18 protein-coding genes and 1 pseudogene are annotated in these 19,551 nt (G+C 70.0%); 12 read left to right on the top strand and 7 right to left on the bottom strand.

All coding sequences use genetic code 11. From position 1 onward, the window contains the following. Window positions 1-45: 45 nt before the first annotated feature. Window positions 46-831 carry an amino acid ABC transporter ATP-binding protein gene (locus ABH941_RS31440; protein ID WP_370132965.1) on the bottom strand — a complete coding sequence of 262 codons (786 nt, stop codon included), beginning with the start codon at window positions 829-831 and terminating at the stop codon, window positions 46-48. Between the two features lie 3 nt (window positions 832-834). After that, on the bottom strand, window positions 835-1,611 hold the full coding sequence (locus ABH941_RS31435; RefSeq protein WP_370132964.1) for an amino acid ABC transporter permease: 777 nt from the start codon (window positions 1,609-1,611) through the stop codon (window positions 835-837). A gap of 140 nt (window positions 1,612-1,751) precedes the next feature. On the opposite strand from ABH941_RS31435, the gene ABH941_RS31430 reads away from it, so the two are divergent. Continuing rightward, window positions 1,752-2,834: a DUF5937 family protein gene (locus ABH941_RS31430; RefSeq protein ID WP_370132963.1), complete on the top strand. Its 1,083-nt coding sequence runs from the start codon at window positions 1,752-1,754 to the stop codon at window positions 2,832-2,834. Window positions 2,835-2,862: 28 nt separating this feature from the next. On the opposite strand, the gene ABH941_RS31425 is transcribed toward ABH941_RS31430, so the two are convergent. Next, on the bottom strand, window positions 2,863-3,753 hold the full coding sequence (locus ABH941_RS31425; protein WP_370132962.1) for an SMP-30/gluconolactonase/LRE family protein: 891 nt from the start codon (window positions 3,751-3,753) through the stop codon (window positions 2,863-2,865). A gap of 262 nt (window positions 3,754-4,015) precedes the next feature. Between ABH941_RS31425 and ABH941_RS31420 the strand changes: the two are divergent. Beyond that, window positions 4,016-4,132 (top strand): annotated as a pseudogene (locus ABH941_RS31420) (VapC toxin family PIN domain ribonuclease); the annotation flags it as partial. A gap of 66 nt (window positions 4,133-4,198) precedes the next feature. On the opposite strand, the gene ABH941_RS31415 reads toward ABH941_RS31420, so the two are convergent. Next, entirely contained in the window at window positions 4,199-4,426 is a 228-nt protein-coding gene (locus tag ABH941_RS31415) for a hypothetical protein (RefSeq protein ID WP_370132961.1), read from the bottom strand. 249 nt (window positions 4,427-4,675) lie between these two features. Here ABH941_RS31415 and ABH941_RS31410 point away from each other — a divergent pair, with 249 nt between their 5' ends. From ABH941_RS31410 to ABH941_RS31365, 10 genes are all read left to right on the top strand, one after another. Next, window positions 4,676-6,322 (top strand): LCP family protein, encoded by a 1,647-nt coding sequence (locus ABH941_RS31410; protein ID WP_370132960.1) that lies wholly within the window; start codon window positions 4,676-4,678, stop codon window positions 6,320-6,322. Window positions 6,323-6,341: 19 nt separating this feature from the next. Then, a complete protein-coding gene (locus ABH941_RS31405) occupies window positions 6,342-7,013 on the top strand; it encodes a transcriptional regulator (RefSeq protein ID WP_370132959.1) in 672 nt (223 codons plus the stop codon). Between the two features lie 308 nt (window positions 7,014-7,321). Further along, window positions 7,322-7,840, top strand: coding sequence for a flavin reductase family protein (locus tag ABH941_RS31400; RefSeq protein WP_370132958.1), 519 nt, complete (start codon window positions 7,322-7,324; stop codon window positions 7,838-7,840). 40 nt (window positions 7,841-7,880) lie between these two features. Further along, window positions 7,881-8,426 (top strand): nucleoside 2-deoxyribosyltransferase, encoded by a 546-nt coding sequence (locus tag ABH941_RS31395; RefSeq protein WP_370132957.1) that lies wholly within the window; start codon window positions 7,881-7,883, stop codon window positions 8,424-8,426. A gap of 57 nt (window positions 8,427-8,483) precedes the next feature. Beyond that, the gene (locus ABH941_RS31390; protein WP_370132956.1) at window positions 8,484-9,353 is read left to right on the top strand and encodes a dihydroorotate dehydrogenase; all 870 of its coding nucleotides are present in this window, start codon (window positions 8,484-8,486) and stop codon (window positions 9,351-9,353) included. Next, window positions 9,350-10,207, top strand: a complete 858-nt coding sequence (locus tag ABH941_RS31385) for a creatininase family protein (RefSeq protein ID WP_370132955.1) — start codon at window positions 9,350-9,352, stop codon at window positions 10,205-10,207. The genes ABH941_RS31390 and ABH941_RS31385 overlap by 4 nt, the downstream gene beginning before the upstream one ends. Further along, complete coding sequence (locus tag ABH941_RS31380; protein ID WP_370132954.1) at window positions 10,197-11,510, top strand: NtaA/DmoA family FMN-dependent monooxygenase; 1,314 nt, start codon at window positions 10,197-10,199, stop codon at window positions 11,508-11,510. The genes ABH941_RS31385 and ABH941_RS31380 overlap by 11 nt, the downstream gene beginning before the upstream one ends. 155 nt (window positions 11,511-11,665) lie before the next feature. Next, the gene (locus ABH941_RS31375) at window positions 11,666-13,213 is read left to right on the top strand and encodes an MFS transporter (protein ID WP_370132953.1); all 1,548 of its coding nucleotides are present in this window, start codon (window positions 11,666-11,668) and stop codon (window positions 13,211-13,213) included. Between the two features lie 351 nt (window positions 13,214-13,564). Beyond that, window positions 13,565-13,981, top strand: a complete 417-nt coding sequence (locus ABH941_RS31370) for a peptidoglycan-binding protein (protein WP_370132952.1) — start codon at window positions 13,565-13,567, stop codon at window positions 13,979-13,981. A 351-nt stretch (window positions 13,982-14,332) separates the two neighbouring features. Then, window positions 14,333-15,718 (top strand): protein kinase, encoded by a 1,386-nt coding sequence (locus ABH941_RS31365; RefSeq protein ID WP_370132951.1) that lies wholly within the window; start codon window positions 14,333-14,335, stop codon window positions 15,716-15,718. 11 nt (window positions 15,719-15,729) lie between these two features. On the opposite strand, the gene ABH941_RS31360 is transcribed toward ABH941_RS31365, so the two are convergent. The 3 genes from ABH941_RS31360 to ABH941_RS31350 are packed head-to-tail and all read right to left on the bottom strand — an operon-like array spanning window position 15,730 to window position 19,519. Beyond that, window positions 15,730-16,863, bottom strand: a complete 1,134-nt coding sequence (locus tag ABH941_RS31360) for an ABC transporter ATP-binding protein (RefSeq protein WP_370132950.1) — start codon at window positions 16,861-16,863, stop codon at window positions 15,730-15,732. Beyond that, window positions 16,860-18,455, bottom strand: a complete 1,596-nt coding sequence (locus ABH941_RS31355) for an ABC transporter permease (RefSeq protein WP_370132949.1) — start codon at window positions 18,453-18,455, stop codon at window positions 16,860-16,862. The genes ABH941_RS31360 and ABH941_RS31355 overlap by 4 nt, the downstream gene beginning before the upstream one ends. Continuing rightward, window positions 18,452-19,519: an extracellular solute-binding protein gene (locus tag ABH941_RS31350; protein WP_370132948.1), complete on the bottom strand. Its 1,068-nt coding sequence runs from the start codon at window positions 19,517-19,519 to the stop codon at window positions 18,452-18,454. The genes ABH941_RS31355 and ABH941_RS31350 overlap by 4 nt, the downstream gene beginning before the upstream one ends. Between the last annotated feature and the right edge of the window lie 32 nt (window positions 19,520-19,551).

The following is a 19,551-nucleotide window of genomic DNA, read 5'->3' as shown; positions in this document are numbered from 1 at the left end:
GGCAGTAAGGAGAGCTTGGGGAACGGGAGTTCTGTCGCAGAGGGCTCAGAGCACGCGGGCCAGGAATTCACCCAGGCGTGGCGTCGTGGGCTTCTCCAGGGTGCTGCGGGCTGGCCCGGACTCGGCGATACGGCCCTCGTCCATGAACACCACCCGGTCGGCGACCTCCCGGGCGAAGCCGATCTCGTGCGTCACCACGATCATCGTCATGCCGGAGGCCGCGAGGGACCGCATGACGTCGAGTACGTCCTTGACGAGTTCCGGGTCCAGAGCCGAGGTCGCCTCGTCGAAGAGCATGACGTCCGGGTCCATCGCGAGGGCGCGGGCGATGGCCACCCGCTGCTGCTGCCCGCCCGAGAGCTGAGCGGGGCGTCGGTGCGCGAGAGGGGCAAGACCGAACTGCTCCAACTGGGCCATAGCAGCGCCCTCGGCGGCTGCCCTCTCCATGCGCCGGACGTGGCGCAGCGCCGTGGCGACGTTCCGGAGCACGGTCATCTGCGGGAAGAGGTTGAAGTGCTGGAACACCATGCCCACCCGGGCCCGGACGGCGTCGACGTCCACGCCAGGGCCGGTGATCAGGTCTGCTCCCAGGTGGATCTCGCCCGATGTCGGCGGTTCGAGCAGGTTGAGACATCGCAGCAGCGTGGACTTGCCCGATCCCGACCGGCCGATCAGGCACACGGTCTCGCCGGACCCGATGTCCAGGTCGACTCCTCGCAGCACCTCGGTCGCACCGAACCGCTTGTGCAGGCCGCGTACGGTCACCGCCGGTGCGTCCGCCGTGGCGGTGGAGGCCGAACTGTCCTCGTTGGGCAGGGTTTCGGCTTGCATCGTTCAGACCTTCCTGGTCGGGACGGCGACAGTCACGGGCGCGGCGGCATCGAGTGAGTCGCGGCTGTCCGGGCTTTCCGGGCGCAGCCTGCCCGCGCGCAACCGCAGATCCAGCCGGTTCACCGCATACGTCAGCGGAACGGTCAGCATGAGATAGCAGGCACCGGCCGCCACCAGGGCCGACGAGTTGTAGCTTGCGGCCTGCTGCTCCTGGGCGATGAAGTACAACTCCCGCTGGCCCATGCCGAGTCCGAGCAGATAGACCAGCGAACTCTCCTTGATGTCGATGATGAACTGCCCCGCCAGGGCCGGCAGCACGTTGCGCACCCCCTGCGGGACGACGACGATCCGCATCGCCGTCAGATAGCCCATGCCGAGACTGCGCGCCGCCTGCAACTGGCCCGGGGCCACCGCCTGGATGCCGGACCGGAAGATCTCGGCCGAGTAGGCCGCGGACACCAGACCGATCGCGAGTACGGCGTAGCCCAGCGGTTCACGACCGAACGGCCGTATCCCGGCGGCCGGGAGCCCCAGGCCGATCAGACTGACGGTGAGGATCGCCGGCAGGCCCCGGAAGACGTCGACGTAGATGCGTGCCGGCAGGCGGACCAGCCGGTGCTCCGAGATGAGCAGCATCGCCAGCAGCACCCCGAGGACCACACCGAGGACGATCGCCAGGGACGCGATCAGCAGCGTGTTCCGGAGGCCTTCGGTGAGCAGACTCGGAAAGGCCTTCAGGAGTTCATCACGGTCGAAGAACGTATGGAGAAAGTCATGCACGGCGGTCCGCCTCTGCTTCGCGGTTCCCCGGGACGTACGTTCGTCGACCGGTTTCGGCAGACTACGGCCGACCTACCGTGGTGGGACCCGATGGTTACCGCAGATGCGGTAACCATTATTTCCGCTGTACGCTGCCGCGCATGGCCGTGGTCATCGCCCTCCAGGGCACGAGTGCCGTCTATGTCACGGTGGGTCTGTCGCCCCTCGCCGAGCTGATGTCGTGCCTGCACGCGCTGGTGGAACCGGAGCACCACCCCGAGACCCGCCCATGGCTGCGGCTCGTCCGCACCAACATGCCGGCGGAGCTGCACAGTTCGCTGGAGAGCTATGCGCCGCTGTGGGCCCGCCGACGCTGTCGGCTGCTGCTGCCGCCCGGACTCCCGCTCGGCCAGTCCCTGCCCGACGAACTCGACCTGCTGCGGCGCATGCCGCTCGACCTGTTCACGGACACCGCCGCGGAAGCCGTCCACGGAGCCGACTTCGACACGGTCGGGCTGCTCGCCGACCCCGCACGCCATGACGCCTACGTCGCCGCCTGCGAGCGGCGCTCCTTCCGCCGGGGCGAGCTCGCCCGCAAGCTCGTCAGCGATCCCGAGGGAACCCGGGCCGGGCTGCTCGACCTGCTGACGCGCTGCGCCGCCGACTTCTTCGACACCGAGTGGGTCCGGGTCCGGAACCGGCTGGAGACCGAATGCGCCCGGACCCGTGCGACGCTCCGGACGCTGTCCCTGCCGGAGGCCCTGGCCTCGCTCAGCCCCAACGCCGTCGTCCGAACCGATCCACCCGCTGTCGTCTTCGACAAGCTGCAGCCGCTCCGGGTCGACCTGCGCGGGCGCCGCTGCCTGCTGGTGCCGTCCGCCCATGTGTGGCCGCACCTGATCGTGAAGGACAACCCGGGCTTCCCCGTCGTGGTGCACTTCCCGGTCGGGAACGCCGGCCAGGCCAATACGGCTGCTCTCGCCCAGGTCCGGCTCCGCCTGGCGATCCTGGCCGATCCGGCGCGGCTCGCACTGTGCCGGCATCTGGTGAACGAATCCATCACGACGTCAGAACTGGCCCGGCGCACCGGAATGACGCGCCCGCAGGTCTCGCGGCATCTGACCCGCCTGCGCGAGGCGGACCTGCTGATCTCGCGCCGGGACGGCCGACTCGTCCACCACCGCCTCGACGTCCAGCGCCTCAAGCAGCTGGGCGTCGACGTGCTGACGGCGATCGTCCGCTGAACGTCCGGGCTGGACGCCCGGGCCGGGGTCAGCCGGCGTAACGGGCGGCGGGCAGGCCCTGAGGGCCGGGGCGCAGCTGGAACAGGGAGCCGGCCAGGGGCTGTTGGGCGCGCCGGGCCGGGTCGAGGTAGCCGTGGGAGGTGGTGACGAAGAGGTCGCGGAGGTCCGGGCCACCGAAGCAGGGGCAGGTCACATCGCTGACGGGGAAGGGGATGTGGTCCAGCAGAGTGCCGTCGGGGCTGTAGCGGCGCAGGCCCCAGCCGCCCCAGAGTGCGAGCCAGAGGTTGCCCTCGGAGTCGGTGACGAGGCCGTCGGGGGTGCCGTCGGCGGGGTCGACGGTGATGAGGGTGCGGTACGGGGACGGGTCCACGGCGCCGGTGGCGGGGTCGTAGCCGTAGGCGCGTACGTCCTGGGTGCCGCTGTCGACGTAGTACATGGTGGTGCCGTCCTGGCTCCAGGCGATGCCGTTGGACTCGGTGACCTGGTCCAGAACCGTGCTGACGGTGCCGTCCGGGTCGAGCCGGTAGAGGGCGCCGGCGCCGGGGGTGAGGGCGGCAGTGGCGGTGCCGGCCAGGAAGCGGCCGGCCGGGTCGCAGGCGCCGTCATTGAAGAAACGGTCGGACTCCATGCCGGCCGGGCGGATGACCGGGCCCTCAGGCTCGCCGTCGGCGTCCAGGAGCAGAAAGCCGTCGGTGACGGCGAGGACCGCGCCGCCCTTCTCCCGCAGTGCGACGGCGCCGACGCTGGGAGCGTAGCCACGGGCCGTCGCCGGGGCGCCGGAGCGGTATCTGTGCAGAACGCCCGCGTCGATGTCGACCCAGAGGAGTTCCCCGGTGCGGTCGTCCCACACCGGGCGTTCGCCGAGGGCGGCCGGGGCGGCGGGGGCGAAGGGGACGGGTTCGGAGCTGGGCTGCGGCAAGGCGTTCTCCAAAGCAGGAAGCAGCGGGAAGGGGTTCAGCGGCCGGAGACGCGGTCGGCGATCCGCGCCACCGTCGAGGTCCTCGGCGAGCCGGACCGGCTCTCCGTCCGGTCGGCGTGCCGAAGGCGGCGTACATGCCCTGGAGGCCGAGCCAGTGCAGCGGCTCGGGCTCCCAGAACGACTGCCCCACCGCGGTTCAGACAGGCTACCCGCCCTGGCGGTGGCGCCGCCGGGCGCGGGCCGACCGGACCAGCTACAAGGCATTGCGGCCACCGCCGCGCACCACGGGCTGACGGTCCTTCACGACGACGCCGACTACCGAACCGTGGCTCGTCATTCACCCGATCTGAGTGAGCACAGCATCTACGACATCGCCTGACGCGGTCAGGCTTCGGCGGGTTCCCGGGGTGAGACCCCCAGCGGTTCGGGCCGCAGTTCGGGCAGGTCACCCGCCCTGGCGGTGGCGTCGCCGAGTGCGGGCCCTGCTCCAGAACCATCCGGCTGGGGGTTTGTCGCTGCGCCAGGGCTGGGGCTGGGGTGCCTCGCGCTTCCAGCGGGCGCTGAGCATCCGGGCCCGGGCGGAGGGCTCATGTGCCGGCGCGGCGCGGGTGAACGCCTCATCGAGAACAACGTTGTCCCAGGCGTCGTCCTGGGGTGCGGATTCCGTCGTCATGCGCAAGGTCCTGTGGTCAGTTACCGGGGCGGGCGGGCACCTCGAGTGCCTGCCCGCCCTCTTTGATACCAGCCTCGGCGTAAACCGGCGGTGAGGATCGTTCCCCCCGATGCACAGGCGTCCCGATGGTTCCCAGCTGGTTCTCACAAAGGCTTGCTACGTTGCGCAATCATGTAACCGGCCGCACGGGAATCGCGTCCAGATCTTCTGACAGGACGGGACCCCGCGGGACTTCTCGAGGATGTGACGATGACAGGGCGTTCAGCCGGACGGCGGGATCGCGGTCCAGCGCCTGTGCCCGGCGGCCGGGCTGCCGCGCGCAAGGGGCGAAAGGGTGGCCGCCGCAAGGCCCTGAAGATCACGGCTCTGGCCACCGGGGGTCTGCTGGTCGTCGGTGCAGGCGGAGCCTACTACGAGTACCAGAAGCTCAACGGCAACCTGACCACCGCCGCCCTGACCCAGTCGAACAACCCCACCAGCGCCGGGACGGAGAAGCCGGACGCCTTCGGCCGTACTCCGATCAACATCCTGGTGATGGGCTCGGACGGGCGGCTGACCGCGGCCGACTGCAAGCTCGGCGGCGACTGCGGGAGCGGCGGCGGCGAGCGCGCCGACGTGGAGATGGTCGTGCACATATCCGCCGACCGCAGCAGCGCCACTGTGATGAGCATCCCGCGCGACCTGGAGACCGCTCTGCCGGCCTGCACCGACAGCGCGAACAACACCAGCGTCGGCACCCGCACCGACATGATCAACAGTGCCCTGAACTACGGCCCCAGCTGCCAGGTGGCGGCCGTGCACCAGCTCACCGGGATACCCATCGACCACTTCGTCAAGCTCACCTTCTCCGGCGTGGTCACCATGTCCGACGCGGTGGGCGGGGTGAACCTCTGCGTCAGCAACAACATCTACGACCCGGACTCCCACCTCAAACTCGCCAAGGGAGCGCACACCCTCAAGGGCGTCGCCGCCCTGGAGTTCGTCCGCACCCGCCACGGCTTCGGCGACGGCAGCGACCTGGGCCGCACCTACGCCCAGCACCTCTTCCTCAGCTCGATGATCAGCAAGATGAAGAGCGCCGGCACCCTGACCGATCCCGTCGCCGTGCTCAACCTGGCCAACGCCGCGACCAAGGCGCTGACCGTCGACACCGGTCTGGGCAGCGTCGTCAAGCTGACCTCGCTGGCCCTGGACCTGAGCAAGGTCCCCACCAGCCGCATCACCTTCACCACCATGCAGACCCAGCCCGACCCCACCAACAGCGCGCGGGTGGTCATAGCCCCGGGGGCACAGACCCTCTTCGACACCATCGCCAACGACCAGTCGCTCACCGCCGGCGCCAGCACCAGCACCAGTACCGCGTCGAGCACAGCCGGCGCGAGCGCTTCCGCCGCCGCCACCACTGCTGCCGCAGTGGACACCGGGTCCGTGGCCGTCAAGGTCGAGAACGGCACCGGGATCACCGGCCGCGCCGGCGCCGTCGCCAACTCCCTGATCAGCAAGGGCTACAGCAAGCAGACCTCAGCCGTCACCGGCAACGCAGCCACCTCGACCACCCTGACCTACCCGGCGGGTAAGAGCGCCGAGGCCCAGGCCGTCGCCAAGACCCTCGGTCTGAAATCCTCCGCGCTCAAGCAGGGCAGCGGCTCCGGTATCGTGCTGACGATCGGTACCGACTGGAAGTCCGGGGTGACCTTCCCCGGCAGCACCACGACCCCCAGCACGGCCAACACCAAGGCCGCCCTGAACAACGCACACGCGCAGACCGCCAACGACACCAAGGGCTGCGCCCAGGTCAGCACCTACAACGACGTGGTCACCCTGCCCGGCTACGGCTCCATGTCCCCCTCCCGCGCCTACGCACTCAGCCCCACGGTCGCCGACTCCGCTCCCTGAGCACCCGCCCATACCCGGCATGATCACCAGGCCGCTGGAGCAGGCCCGCGGCCCCCGGCCCTCGCCCCGGATCCTGGAGGGGCTCGCCCAGGCTCTGCGGTTCGCACCGGCCGAACGCAGTCACCTCTTCCGCCTGGCCGGAATGTCCGCGCTGCCCACAGCACGCGCCGTGCGGCAGGTTCGCCCGCACGTAGCCGGACTGCTGTGGCGGCTGCCGGAGACCGGCGCGATCGTCACCGACCCGGCCTACGACGTCGTCGCGTGGAACCCCCTCGCGCAGCACCTGCTGGGCGGCGACCTGGGACAGGGGACGACCAATCTGGCCCGCCGCCGTTTCCTCGGCCAGGGACGCATGCACCTGAGCTCCAGCGCTGAGGAGTTCGGACACATCGTGGTGGCACGGCTGCGGCGGTCCGCGGACCGCTACCCGCACGACCCGGAGCTCACCGCCCTGCTGGCCGAACTGCGGGCCGGCAGCGAGGAGTTCCGTCAGATCTGGGAGACCCGTCCGGTCCACGCACCCGGTCACCGCACCAAGACCGTCGACCACCCGGAGGCGGGCAGACTACGGCTGAACTGCGACGTGCTGCTCGTGCCCGAGGACGACCAGGAAGTCGTCCTGATCACCGCCGACCCCGGCTCACCCTCCGCCCGGACCCTGCGCACCCTCACCGGACGGCAGCGGAAATGACGATGTGTCGGGTGGTGATGACCTGCAGCAGCAGGGTGCGCTCCTCCCCATATCCGAACTCGATCTGCTGAAGGACGTGGGCGGTGCATCTTTTCGGCCAGTTCGCGTCGGGCGAATATGTGCGTGGTCGGAGGAGTCGGCAGCATGAATCGCATGGTCGGACACCATTTTTCGACTCCGGTCGATCCTCGTCCTGGATTCGGCCAACCCGTCGGCCCCTGTTGACGCTCCCCGTCGACGCTGCCACTCTCGCTTAGGTGTTCGTCAAGCAGTAGCCCACCGGCGTGCACATGGGAGGGGGGTAGGTTGTGTCGGAGGAGATTTATTCCGTAGCGTTGTACGGTGAGATTACTGCCGAATCTTTCCGTGCCGCACTGGGTCATTTTTGTTCGGGTGTCTCTGTCGTTTCCGCCATGACGAGCCATGGGCCGGTCGGATTCACCTGTCAGGCATTCTCCTCCCTTTCACTGAAGCCGCCACAGGTAATCGTCTGTCCAAGCCGGTCGTCAACGACCTGGCCGATGGTCAGCGCGGTCGGTCGATTCTGCGTCAATGTCCTCGCGGAGGACCAAGCCGGGCTCAGCGAAGGGTTTGCCCATTCCGGCGGCGACAAGTTCAGCAGTGTCGAATGGACGCACACGCCAAGTGGTTCACCCATGTTGCGGGGAGCCGCCGCCTGGATCGACTGCGCGGTGCACGCCTCGTACGACGGCGGCGACCACCTCATCGTCAGGGGGGACGTGCGCTGGCTGGACGTGGCCCCCGGCAGCCGCCCGCTGCTGTACCACCGGGGGCACTACGCGCGGATCGCAGACCATGTCCCCTGATCAGAGCCGTGTTCGGTTCCATCCATGTAGGAGTACAGCAGTGGAAACCACCAACCATCAGCCCGGCGCCCTGACCGGTCTGGACGTCTTCGTCGGCGGCCCGATCCAGCACGCGATCCTGCCGAACGGATTCGTCGGCCACCTGCAGGATGCCATCTCAAGGGCGATCGGCATCGTCAAGGAAAACGGCGGAAATATTTTCTCCGCCCATATGGTGGAGAAGTTCGGCGCGGAGACCGCTGCCTTCACACCCGATCAGGTCTCGGTCCGTGACTTTCGGTGGATGAAGAAGTGCGACGTCTTCGTTCCTGTCCTTCCCCTGCTGGAGGGGGAAACGCTGCGCCGCACCGACGGGACACACGTGGAACTCGGTTGGGCCACCGCCATGGGCCGTCCCATCGTCGTTATCACCAAGCAGCCGTTCGCCGAGTCGGCGAGCCACCTCCTGAAGGGGCTGCACCGCGTAGGCGCTGTACAGGTCATCGACTTCGATGAATTCATCGAGAAGCCGACGCTACTGGTCGAGGCCGTCCTGCTGGCTACTGAACAGCAGCAGGAAGCTCTCCATGCAGCTGTTTCCGCATGACCCCGGAACCCTGATATTCGGTTGTCCCTGTCATCGACACCCCTTGCGGAGGAAAATGTGTCCGGCATCGACATATTGGGCCTGACCATCGACAACCCTGTGGTCGTGGGATCCGGGCTGCTGACGGACCAGGAGCGAAATATCCGCAAACTCCTGGCGAACGGAGCGGGTGCCGTGGTCACCAAGACCATTCACCCCAACCCGCCGACGGACCTGGACGAGCGGATCCTGCGGCTGCCCGTGGGCATGATCAACAGCACCACGTACTCGAAGCGCCCGGTCGACCACTGGCTGAACGTACTCAGCTCGTTCGCCCGTGACGATCTCCCGGTCATCGCGTCGGTGCATGCCGACTCCCCCGCGGAACTGGGTGTCCTCGCGGCGCAGGTGCAGGGGACCGGCTGCCGGGCCCTCGAACTGGGCATCTCCTGCCTGAACGAGGAGACCGGCCTCGACGACAACCCGGACCGGGTATTCGCCTACGCCTCGGCGACGCGGAGCCACACGTCACTGCCCTTCTCGGTGAAACTGGCAATCGGCGAAGGGCTGGAGGACCGGGTGCGCGCCGCGATAGCCGGTGGGGCCGACGCTGTGACGGTGAGCGACTCGATCTCAGGAGCTGCGGTGTCCGCGGAGACCGGGACTCTGGAGTTGGGCGGCGTGTTCGGCTACTCCGGCCCCGGCATCAAACCCCTGGTCCTCGCGGCCATCTGGCGGTTGCGCAAGCACAGGTTCGAGGTTCCCGTCCTGGGGTGCGGAGGCGTCGCCTCGGGCCGGGACGTGGCGGACTACCTTGCGGTCGGCGCGAATGTCGCCCAGGTGTACACGGCTCTGCACACCGACATGTTCGCCACCCTGGAGCGCATCCTGTCCGAAACCGCCGAAACCGCCGACAGCGCCGGCCGGTCGGTCCAGGCCACCGCATGAGCGGCCACGAGCAGGAGACAGTCCGCTCTTTCGCGGATCTCACCAGCCCGCAGGTCCCAGGGCAGGTCACCGCGGCTCGTACCCTGCTCTGGCCGATCGGGGCCACCGAACAGCACGGACCGCACCTGCCGCTGTCGGTGGACTCGGTGCTCGCCGAGGAGTTCGCCCGTCAGATCTCCGCCGAGCTGGGCGGGTTCACTCTCCCCACGCAGTCCATCGGAGCCCGCTCGCTGCCGCAGAGCGGGGGCGGGCTGTCCTTCCCGGGCACCCTGTACGTGAACGGCGACACGCTGATCCGGTTCCTCCGCGAGACCCTCAGGTCACTGCTCGGGCTGCCGTTCCTGCGCCTGATCGTGGTCAACGGGCACTATGAGAACGAGCCGTTCATCTTCGAGGCCCTGGACCAGGTACGGCAGGAGGGCCTGGCCGAGGAGAAGGAGATCTTCGCCTTCAGCTGGTGGAGTCTGGTCCAGGAGTCCTGGCTGGCCGCCGAGTTCGCCGCGTTCCCCGGCTGGCACGCGGAGCACGCCGGGCTGACCGAGACGAGCCTGATGCTGTACCTGCGCCCCGACCTGGTGGGCGAGAGCAGGCCCGACCACGACCACCCGCCCCGCAGCGGGGTGTACCTGCATCCCATCGACGTACAGCAGACCACCAACCACGGAATCCTGTCGCCGACTTCAGGGTCGAGCGCCGCGTTGGGGGAGAAGCTGTTCCACCACGTGGTCGCGCAGGCGGTCGACATGGTGCGTGCGGGAGACGGCCTGCTGTTCGCCCGCTCTCGACCGGACCGGCGTGCAGCGGCTGTCGATCTCGACGCGGGAAGCACGGGAAGGAAGACGCGTGACGCGTAAGTTCCACCTCGCCTTCATCTTCAACTTCACGCCCGACGACTGGCAGGGGCCCTTCGGCACCGGGGGGTCGCCGTGGGACGGAACGTTCCACACCGAGGTCGCCCAGGCCCTGGAGCGCGCCTGTTTCGACTACGTGATCATCGAGGACAAGCTGATGGTCCCGGAAAGCTACGGCGGCTCCTCGCAGGCGGCTCTGAAGCAGGCCATGGTCGTGCCCAAACACGATCCCGTACCACTGGCCGTGGCCATGGGCCTGGCCACCTCGCGGCTGGGGATCGTCGCCACCCTGTCCACCCTGGCGTACCCGCCGTTCATGACCGCGCGCCTGGCCTCGACGATGGACAGCATGCTCGCGGGGCGCTTCGGCTGGAACATCGTCACCAGCGCCGAGAACCTGGCGGCGCAGAACTTCGGCATGGACGAGCTGCCCCCGCGGCACGTGCGCTACGAGATGGCCGATGAGTACGTCGACGTGGTCAAGCAGCTCTTCGCTTCCTGGGACAGCGACGCCGTGGTCCTGGACCGGGAGAAGGGCGTCTACGCCGACCACACCAAGGTCCGCCCGATCCACTTCCAGGGCAAGTACTTCCGTGTGCGCGGCCCGCTGAACACCGTGCCCTCGCCGCAGCACCGCCCGGCGTTCGTCCAGGCCGGCGCCTCACCGCGCGGGCGCGTCTTCGCTGCCCGCAACGCCGACTCGATCATCGCCATCGCCAACGGGGTCCGGAGCATGCGGCAGTTCCGTGAGGACGTCCGCAAACACGCGCACGACTTCGGCCGCGACCCGGACGACATCAAGGTGCTGTTCTGCGTCACGCCCGTGCTGGGAGAGACGGAACAGGACGCCCGCGACAAGCAGGCCCGGATGGTGTCCTCCCCGGAGTTCATCCAGGACATCCTCGCCCAGACCTCCGCACTCACCGAGATCGACTTCGCCCGGTTCGATCTCGACCAGCCGCTGCCCCACAAACTGGAGACCAACGGCGAACAGGGCTCGCTCGACAAGTTCCAGCAGTGGGGCAGCGGCAAGACCCTGCGGGAACTGGTCGTGGACGGCGCCGGCGGACTGGTCTCCTCGGTGGACCTGGTCGGTACACCGGACCAGGTCGCCGAACGTATGGGCGAGGTCATGGAGGAGGTGGGCGGCGACGGCTTCATGCTCACCACACCCCTGCTGAGGCTGAACCGCCGCTACATCGCGGAAGTCACCGACGGGCTCGTCCCGGCCCTCCAACGCCGTGGCCTGACCCGCTCGGTCTACAGCCCGGGCAACACACTGAAGGAGAACCTCAGGGAGTTCTGACTTCCGGCTCGGGCCGGGCGCGCGGCGAACCACCGTGCGTGTCGCGGTACCAGCGGCCCCAGACACGCCTCCAACTCCCGAAGCTGCCTGGTGAGCATGCGCTGGGTGAATGACCATACTTGTGAGGAAAATCAGTAGTGACACATAGTGCGAGTATGCGGAACAGCGGGGCGCTCGTACCCGTCGCGCCGCCCGTGGAGAGCCCAGGACCGTACCAGCGGCGCTGGGCGGTCCTGGCGGTCCTGTCCACCAGTCTGCTGCTCTGCGGAATCGACCTGACGGTGCTCCACGTCGCGGTCCCCAGCATGAGCAGGGAACTGCACCCCAGCGGCGTGCAACTGCTCTGGATCGTCGACGTCTACTCGCTCACTCTCGCCTCCCTCCTGGTGACCTGCGGAACGCTGGGCGACCGCATCGGCCGCAGACGCATGGTGCTCGGCGGCTTCGCGGTGTTCGGCCTTGCGTCCGCCGCAGCCGCGTTCTCCACGACGCCCGCCGAACTGATCGCAGCCCGGGTCGCACTCGGCATCGGCGCCGCAATGATCATGGCGTCCACCGTCGCCATCATCCGGGTCGTCTTCACCGACGGGCGTGAACGCGCCGTCGCCATCGGCCTGTGGACCGCAGCCCACAGCGTGGGCGCGACCATCGGCCCCCTGCTGGGCGGCCTGGTGACCGAACGCTGGGGCTGGGGCGCCGTCTTCCTCGTCAACGTACCGATGGTCCTGGTGATCCTCGCCATCGGAGCCCGTGTCATTCCGGAGTCGAGGAACCCCACCCCACGCCGCTGGGACCTGGCCAGTGTCGCCCTGTCCATCACCGGCCTGGCCGGCGTCGTGTATGCGCTCAACCAGGCCGGCGAGCACCTGAACGTGGATGCGGCCATCCTCCTCACCGGCCTCGGCGGCGCGCTGCTGCTCTACCTCTTCATACGCCGACAGCGCCGTCTGGCCGAACCCCTGCTGGACTTCGCCCTCTTCGCCGACCGCCGCTTCTCCACCGCCACCGTGTGCGTCATCAGCGGCTTCGGAAGCTACATCGCCCTGCTGTTCTTCCTCACCCAGTGGCTGCAACAAGTCGGGGGCTACTCCCCGCTGACGGCAGGCCTGGCCCTGATGCCCCTGGCCGCCGCCAACGCCGTCGGGGCGACCACCGCGCCCTGGCTGTCGGCCCGTTGGGGCAACCGCTGGTCCCTGACCGGAGCGCTCACCCTCTTCGCGGCCGCCCTGGCGGTACTGGCACTGGTGGGCAGCACCGGACAGTACGGCTCGCTCATCGGCCCGATGCTGGCGGCCGGAACCGGGGCGGGCGTCGTCATGACCCTGGGCGCCGACTCCATCATGGGTGCCGCCCAGCCCGAACGCTCCGGGGAGGCCGCCGCGATCCAGGAGACCTCCTTCGAACTCGGCGCCGGCCTGGGCGTGGCCGTACTGGGCACCGTCCTGACGGCGACGTACCGGCTGGCACTTCCCGTCCTCCCCGGCCTGAGCCCGGACCGCCGGGCCACGGTCGAGCAGTCGTTCGGCGGAGCCCAGGACGTCGGCGACCAACTAGGCCGACCCGCAGCGCAGGAGATCCTCAGTGCCGCGCAACACGCCTACGACCTGGGCTTCACCACAGTGGCTGCTCTCGCCGCCGTCGGACTCGCCCTCACCGCGGTCCTCCCCGCCCTCGCCCTGCGCCCGCGCCACGGCGACGAGTAGCCAGGCGTCTCGGGGTCAGGGAACGACATGGGTGTGGGCCCCCCCCCGGGGGGGGCCCACACCCATGTCGGCTGTCGGTACGCGTCGCTCGTCCGGCGCGTGGCCGCGCGCGAACCGTGGTCTTCGCGGATCGGATCACCTCGCCGCCCGGCCCGTCCCACCGTCATCCGGGACAAGAGAACAGCAGGTCAGAGCTTCGATGTCCCACAATCTCGTCACCCGGCGGCCGGGTGTGGTGCGCCGACGGCCGCCGCCCCCAAGATCGGAACCGCACCGCCCGACGGCCCGGATCCTCACGTCCGTCGACGGCGCGGTGGCTCAGCAACCCACGCACAGAAGGAGCCCGCGCTCATGAAGGTCATCACCAAGCGGCTTGCCCTCGGACTCGCCTCGGTCGCTCTCGCCGGCGGCGGACTCGCCGTGGCGCCCACCGCGAACGCGGCCACCCCCGCGTACTCCTCCACCAACTGCACCTTGGTGTACTACAAGAACAACGCCCTGCTGTTCTCGCAGTTGGTCCCCAACCACAATCTGGCCTACGGCGACAACGGCGACTACTGCGTGAAGCTGCTGCAGAGGGGCATCAACGCGTACTACGGCAGCTCCACGCTGACCGTGGACGGCAATTTCGGGCCGAACACCGAGGCCTGGGTCAAGAAGTTCCAGACCGACTCGCCCTGCTCGCAGGGCATCGACGGCCAGGCCGGCCCCAACACCAACAGCTGTCTGGAGTACCTCACCGCCGCCTACGGCCCCATCAACCCCTGACACGCAGACGCAGGTTCACCCGGCCGCGCGGGGGGCGGACGGGAGGGCAGGCGATGTCTTGGCCTCGGCCGCGCTGCACCCACCAACGGGTGCCGCGTGACCACGCATGACTGAAGGGGGCTCCCCGTGAACAGGGGAGCCCCCTTCCCATGCATCCGATGAGCCCTCAACGGCCTGGTGAAGCCGGCGCGACGGGTACCTGGCGACGAACGCCTGCTCCGGCCCGATCCGCGCACCAACATGTTGAAAGTTCAGCCGTGTTGAACACTTATGCGGATCCAGCTGCGTGGGTCCGGTGCGGGCTCACGCCATCGGCCCCCGAATCCGGCAGTCGGCTGAATAATGTTCGGCATGTTCGAGCGATCAGTGGCCGGACGGTACCGGCTGACCGAGTCCCTGGGCAGCGGGGGCATGGCCACCGTCTGGCGCGCCCACGACGAGGTGCTGGACCGCGCGGTGGCCGTCAAGATGCTGGCCGAGGGCGCCTGGAGCGATGCCTCCGCCGTGGCGCGGTTCACGCAGGAGGCGCTCACCGTCGCCGGCCTCGACCACCCGAACATCGTCACCCTCTTCGACGCCGGGGTGGACGACGGCGTGCCGTTCCTGGTCATGGAGCTGGTCGAGGGCACCGACCTGCACGCGCTGCTCGGCCGCGGCCCCCTCCCGATCGCACGCGCCGTCTCGATCGCCGACCAGGTCTGCGCGGCCCTGGAAGCCGCGCACCGGGCCGGGGTGGTGCACCGCGACATCAAGCCCGCCAACCTGCTGCTGACCACGGACGGCACCGTGAAGGTCGTCGACTTCGGCATCGCCCGCACCACCGCCTCGGCGCGCGCCGCGCTCACCTCCACCGCCACCGTCGTCGGCACCAGCAGCTACATGGCCCCCGAACAGGCCACCGGCGGCCGGGCCAACCCGCGCACCGACCTGTACGCGTTCGGCTGCGTCCTGTACGCCATGCTCACCGGGCAGCCCCCGTTCGAGGGCGAGGACCCGATGGCCATCCTCTTCCAGCACGTGCACCAACCGCCCGTTCCGCCACGGCAGTTGCGTCCCGAGATTCCGGCCGGCCTGGAGGAGCTGGTGCTCGACCTGCTGGCCAAGGACCCCGACCAGCGCCCCACCGACGCAGGCGCGGCCCGCGACCGACTCGCGCGCGTCGGCCGCGCGTCTTCGGCCAGGACCGTCCGGCTGCCCGCCCTGTCGCCGGCCGGCAAGGGCCCGGCGCCCACCGGCCCGCTGCAGTGGGTCGACCGCCTGGGCGGGCGACGCGCCGCCGCACTCGTCCTGGCGGCGCTCGCCGCAACGGGTCTGACGGGGTATGTACTCGCCGCGGGCTCGCCCGCCGACCATGCCTCGGCCCGCAGTACACCGCCCGCGAGCGTGTCGCCCGCCCGTACGTCGCCGCAGCCCAGCTCACCCGCGACCACCGCGAGCACCGCCCCTTCGCCGGACGCCGCGCAGACCGGACAGGGCACCTTCGACGCCTTGCAGCGTGCCGTCGCCGAGGCGCAGAACGCCGGGGAGATCGACGCCGACGCCGCCCAGGACGTGCGCAACCGCCTCGGGAACCTCTCCCGGCAACTCGCCAAGGGGCGCGACGGCAACCCCGCCCACGAGATCGCCGATCTGCGCCACCGCTTGGCCGACCTGCAGAAAGGGGGCCAGCTCAGCGATGCCGGCGCGCAGCGGATCGGCTCCGCGCTGGACGCGCTCGCGGCGACCCTCCCCGCCTGAGCGCGTAGAGGTCAGCGTGTCGGTGCCTGCACGGCATGGGAGTGATCGTCGGCCGGTTCGGCGCGCGGCTCTGCGAGGGGTTCGGCGAGGGGTTCGGGTTCTTCGAGCGGGCCGACGGGGTGCGCTGTGCCGCGGAGGGTGAGGTAGAGCGGGGTGCCCGGCGGGGGTGGGGCGTCGTCGGTGTAGGCGACGAGGCGGTCGGGGAGGTCCGGGTGGGGGTCAGGGGCGAGTTCGAGGCGGTGGTCGTGGCCGCGGAAGACGCAGTGCAGGACGTGCGCCCGCACGGCCGTGGGTGCGGGCGCGGTGGTGGTCAGCCGCAGTTGTTCGGGTCGGAGCATGACGGTGGTACGTCCGGTACCGGGGGTGTCGGTGGTGAGGGGCACGTTACCGAGGGCGGTGCCGGCCGTGCCGTCGCGCAGCAGGGCGGGCAGCAGGTTGACCTCGCCGAGGAAGCGGGCGACGTCGGGGTCGGCAGGCCGGTGGTAGAGGGTGTGGGGGGATCCGGTCTGGGCGATGCGGCCGTGGCGCATGACGGCGATGGTGTCGGCGAAGGAGAGGGCCTCGTCCTGGTCGTGGGTGACCAGGATCGCGGTGGCACCCGCCCGTCGCAGGGTGGCGGCGACCTCGGCGCGCAGTTCGGTCCGCAGCGCCGCGTCCAGGGCTGCGAAGGGTTCGTCGAGGAGCAGGAGTTCGGGGCGCGGGGCCAACGCGCGGGCCAGGGCGACGCGTTGCTGTTGCCCGCCGGAGAGCTGGTGCGGGTGGCGGTCGGCCAGGCCGTCGAGCCCGACGAGGTCGAGCATCTCGATGACGCGTTCGCGGCGGGCGTTGCGCGGCAGGCCGAAGCCGATGTTGCCGGCGACGGTGAGGTGCGGGAACAGGGCGCCGTCCTGGGGCACGTAGCCGATGTGGCGCCGCTCGGCGGGAAGCGGTGTGCGGCCGTCGTCGAGGGTGCGCCCGCGGAGGGCGAGGTGTCCCGCACTGGCGGCGTGGAAGCCGGCGATGACCCGCAGCAGGGTGCTCTTGCCGCAGCCGGAGGGGCCGAGCACACAGGCCAGCGTCCCGTCCGGCACCGTGAGGTCGAGACCGTTGAGGACGGGGGTACGGCCGTGCGTCGCGTGCAGGTGGGTGATGGACAGACCGCTCACGAGGCGTCTCCGATCCGGTGGGGGCCGAGGGTACGGCGGGTGAGGAGGAGGACGGCGGGTGCGGACAGGGCGACCATGAGGGCGGCGTAGGGGGCTGCGGCGCCATAGGCCATTCCGGTGGTGTAGGCCCAGAACTGGGTTGCCAGGGTCTGCGTCCCGGTCGGGCACAGCAGCAGGGTGGCCGTCAGTTCGGTGCTGGCGGTCAGGGCGACCATCGCGGCGGCGGCGCCCAGGCCGGGAACGATCAGCGGCACGGTGACCCGCAGCAGAACGAGCAGGGGCCGGGTGCCCAGGGAGCGGGCGACTTCCTCGACTCCGGGCGGCACCTGGGCCAGCGAGGCGCGCACCGCGGTCAGCGCGAGCGGGAAGAAGAGGATCACGTATCCGCCCACCAGCAGCGGTGGCTGCTGGTACAGCGGTTGGGCGTAGCGGACGGCGAAGAAGACGATCGACAGGGCGATCGCGATGCCGGGCAGCGCCCGGGTCAGGTAGGCGGTGCGTTCGGCGGCCCGGGCAAGGCGGTTGTCGCGCCGCCAGGAGTAGAGCGCCACCGGAACCGCGGCGGCGGTGGCGACCGCGGCCGCGGTCAGCGCGTAGCCGAGTGTGGTGGTCGCGGCGCCGAGGATGGAGGCGGGCGGCAGGGTGGTGGAGCTGCCGCGCAGGAGCCAGTAGCCCAGCGCGAACAGCGGTACGCCGAGCGCGGTGGCGGCCAGCGCGGTCACGCCGATCAGGGCCGGGGCTTTCCAGCGGCCCAGGGCGATGGGCGGGCCGGGGCGCGCGGTGGCACCCTGGCGTACCAGGCGGCCGCGCCGCCCGGTACGGGCGTCGAGGGTGACCAGGAGCAGCGCGAGGGCGCACAGCACCAGGGTCAGCAGGGAGGCGGAGGCCGCGTCGAATCCGAGCTGGTACTCGGTGAAGATGGCGGTGGCGAAGGTGGTGTAGCGCAGCATGGCGAACGCCCCGTACTCCCCCAGCAGGTACAGCGAGACCAGCAGCGCCCCGCCGGCCAGGGCGGGCCGGGTCAGCGGCACGGTGACGCGCCACAGGGTGACCCAGCGTCCGTGGCCCAGGCTGCGGGCCACCTCCTCGGCGGAGGCGTCGAACCGGCGCAGGGTCGCGGCCACCGGCAGGAACACCAGCGGATACAGCGAGGAGGTCATCACCAGTACCGCGCCCCAGTACCCCTGGACCTGGGGGAAGAGCGAGACCCAGGAGTAGCCGTGGACGAACTCCGGTACCGCCAGCGGCATCGCCAGCAGGACGGTCCACCACCTGCGGGCCGGCAGGTCGGTGCGTTCGACCAGGTAGGCGGCGGCGAATCCGAGTGTCACCGCGCCGAGCGTGACGACGACGGCCAGACTCGCCGTGTGCCACAGCAGCGTGGCGATCAGCGGCCGCCCCAGCAGGCGTTGGGCCTGGTCCAGGCCGGCCTGCCCGGCCTGCACGACGATGAAGACCAGTGGTGAGGCCACCACCGCGATGACGACCGTGACCAGCAGCGGAAGTGTCGGAAGGGTGCGGGGTGCGCGCCACCGCGGCAATCGCGGCATCGGCGTCAGGCCCTGCCCCACCGGGCGGTTGAGAATGCTCACAGCAGGCCGGCGTCCTGCAGCAGTTGCAACGCCTGCTTGCCGTCGCCGAGTTCGCCGGGCGACGCCACCGTGCCGACCTGGGCCAGCGGTTGGGAGACCTTGGTGTTCTGCACACCGGCGGCCAGCGGGTACTCGTAGCTCTGCGAGGTGGCGATGATGGTCTGCGCCGGAGTGCTGGTCAGGTAGGTGAGCCAGGCCTGGGCAGCGGACTGGTGTTTGCTCGCGGACAGCACGGCCGCGCCCGAGACGTCGACCAGCGCGCCCGGGTCGCCCGGAGTGAAGTAGTGCAGTGCGCTGTGTACCTTGCCCGCGCCCTGCTCGTCCCGCAGCCGGTACCAGTAGTAGTGGTCGATGACCCCGCCGGCGACCTCGCCCCGGTTCACCGCGGCCACCAGGTCCTCGTTGCTGTTGTAGACCTTGGCGTTGGCCTTCAGTCCCTCCAGCCACGTCTTGGCCGCGGCCTGCCCGTCGCTCGCGATCATCCGGGTGATGATCGGCGCGAAGTCCGTCTCGCTCGGAGCGATCCCCAGCTTCCCCTTCCAGGCGGCTCCGGCCAGGTCACGGACGGAGGTCGGCGCGGACGAGGCCGACATCCTGTCGGTGTTGAACACGAACGCCGCCGTGCGCGCGGAGACCCCGACCCAGTCGCTCCTGGCCGAGCTGTCGCTCGCGGACACCGCCTGCAGGGTTTTGGTGTCGACCGGCGCGAGCAGGCCGCGCTCCTCCAGGTTGGTCAGCGCCGGCGGGTTCTCCGCGTAGAACACGTCCGCGGGTGACGCCTTTCCCTCCTGCAGGATCTGGTTGGCCAGCTCCGCCTCGTCGCCGGAACGGAGCTGAACCTTCACCCCGGTGCGCGATTCGAAGTCCTTCACCAGTACCTGCACGGTCTGCTGGTGCTGCCCGGAGTAGACCGTCAGCGACTGACCGGCGAGCGACCCGCCGGCCGCCGCCGGCGCACCCGCGGCACTCGTCGCGGCGGGCGCCGCTGAGCTGCCGCACCCCGCCACGGCCAGGGAGAGGGATACGGCGCACAGCGCCAGGACGGGACGTACAGTTCTACGCACCACAGGTACTCCAGTTCCACGCGGACGGGCCG

It is taken from the genome of Streptacidiphilus sp. EB103A (genome assembly GCF_041261405.1).
Taxonomy (GTDB): domain Bacteria; phylum Actinomycetota; class Actinomycetes; order Streptomycetales; family Streptomycetaceae; genus Streptacidiphilus.
The sequence above is the reverse complement of the archived record's forward strand: the minus strand, read 5'-3'. Positions and strand labels throughout refer to the sequence as shown.

Bases quoted from the DNA above. Each gene is read 5' to 3' on its own strand.
- ABH941_RS31440 (WP_370132965.1), bottom strand. From the start codon at position 831: ATGCAAGCCGAAACCCTGCCCAACGAGGACAGTTCGGCCTCCACCGCC.
- ABH941_RS31430 (WP_370132963.1), top strand. From the start codon at position 1,752: ATGGCCGTGGTCATCGCCCTCCAGGGCACGAGTGCCGTCTATGTCACG.
- ABH941_RS31415 (WP_370132961.1), bottom strand. From the start codon at position 4,426: ATGACGACGGAATCCGCACCCCAGGACGACGCCTGGGACAACGTTGTT.
- ABH941_RS31410 (WP_370132960.1), top strand. From the start codon at position 4,676: ATGACAGGGCGTTCAGCCGGACGGCGGGATCGCGGTCCAGCGCCTGTG.
- ABH941_RS31405 (WP_370132959.1), top strand. From the start codon at position 6,342: ATGATCACCAGGCCGCTGGAGCAGGCCCGCGGCCCCCGGCCCTCGCCC.
- ABH941_RS31385 (WP_370132955.1), top strand. From the start codon at position 9,350: ATGAGCGGCCACGAGCAGGAGACAGTCCGCTCTTTCGCGGATCTCACC.
- ABH941_RS31375 (WP_370132953.1), top strand. From the start codon at position 11,666: ATGCGGAACAGCGGGGCGCTCGTACCCGTCGCGCCGCCCGTGGAGAGC.
- ABH941_RS31370 (WP_370132952.1), top strand. From the start codon at position 13,565: ATGAAGGTCATCACCAAGCGGCTTGCCCTCGGACTCGCCTCGGTCGCT.
- ABH941_RS31365 (WP_370132951.1), top strand. From the start codon at position 14,333: ATGTTCGAGCGATCAGTGGCCGGACGGTACCGGCTGACCGAGTCCCTG.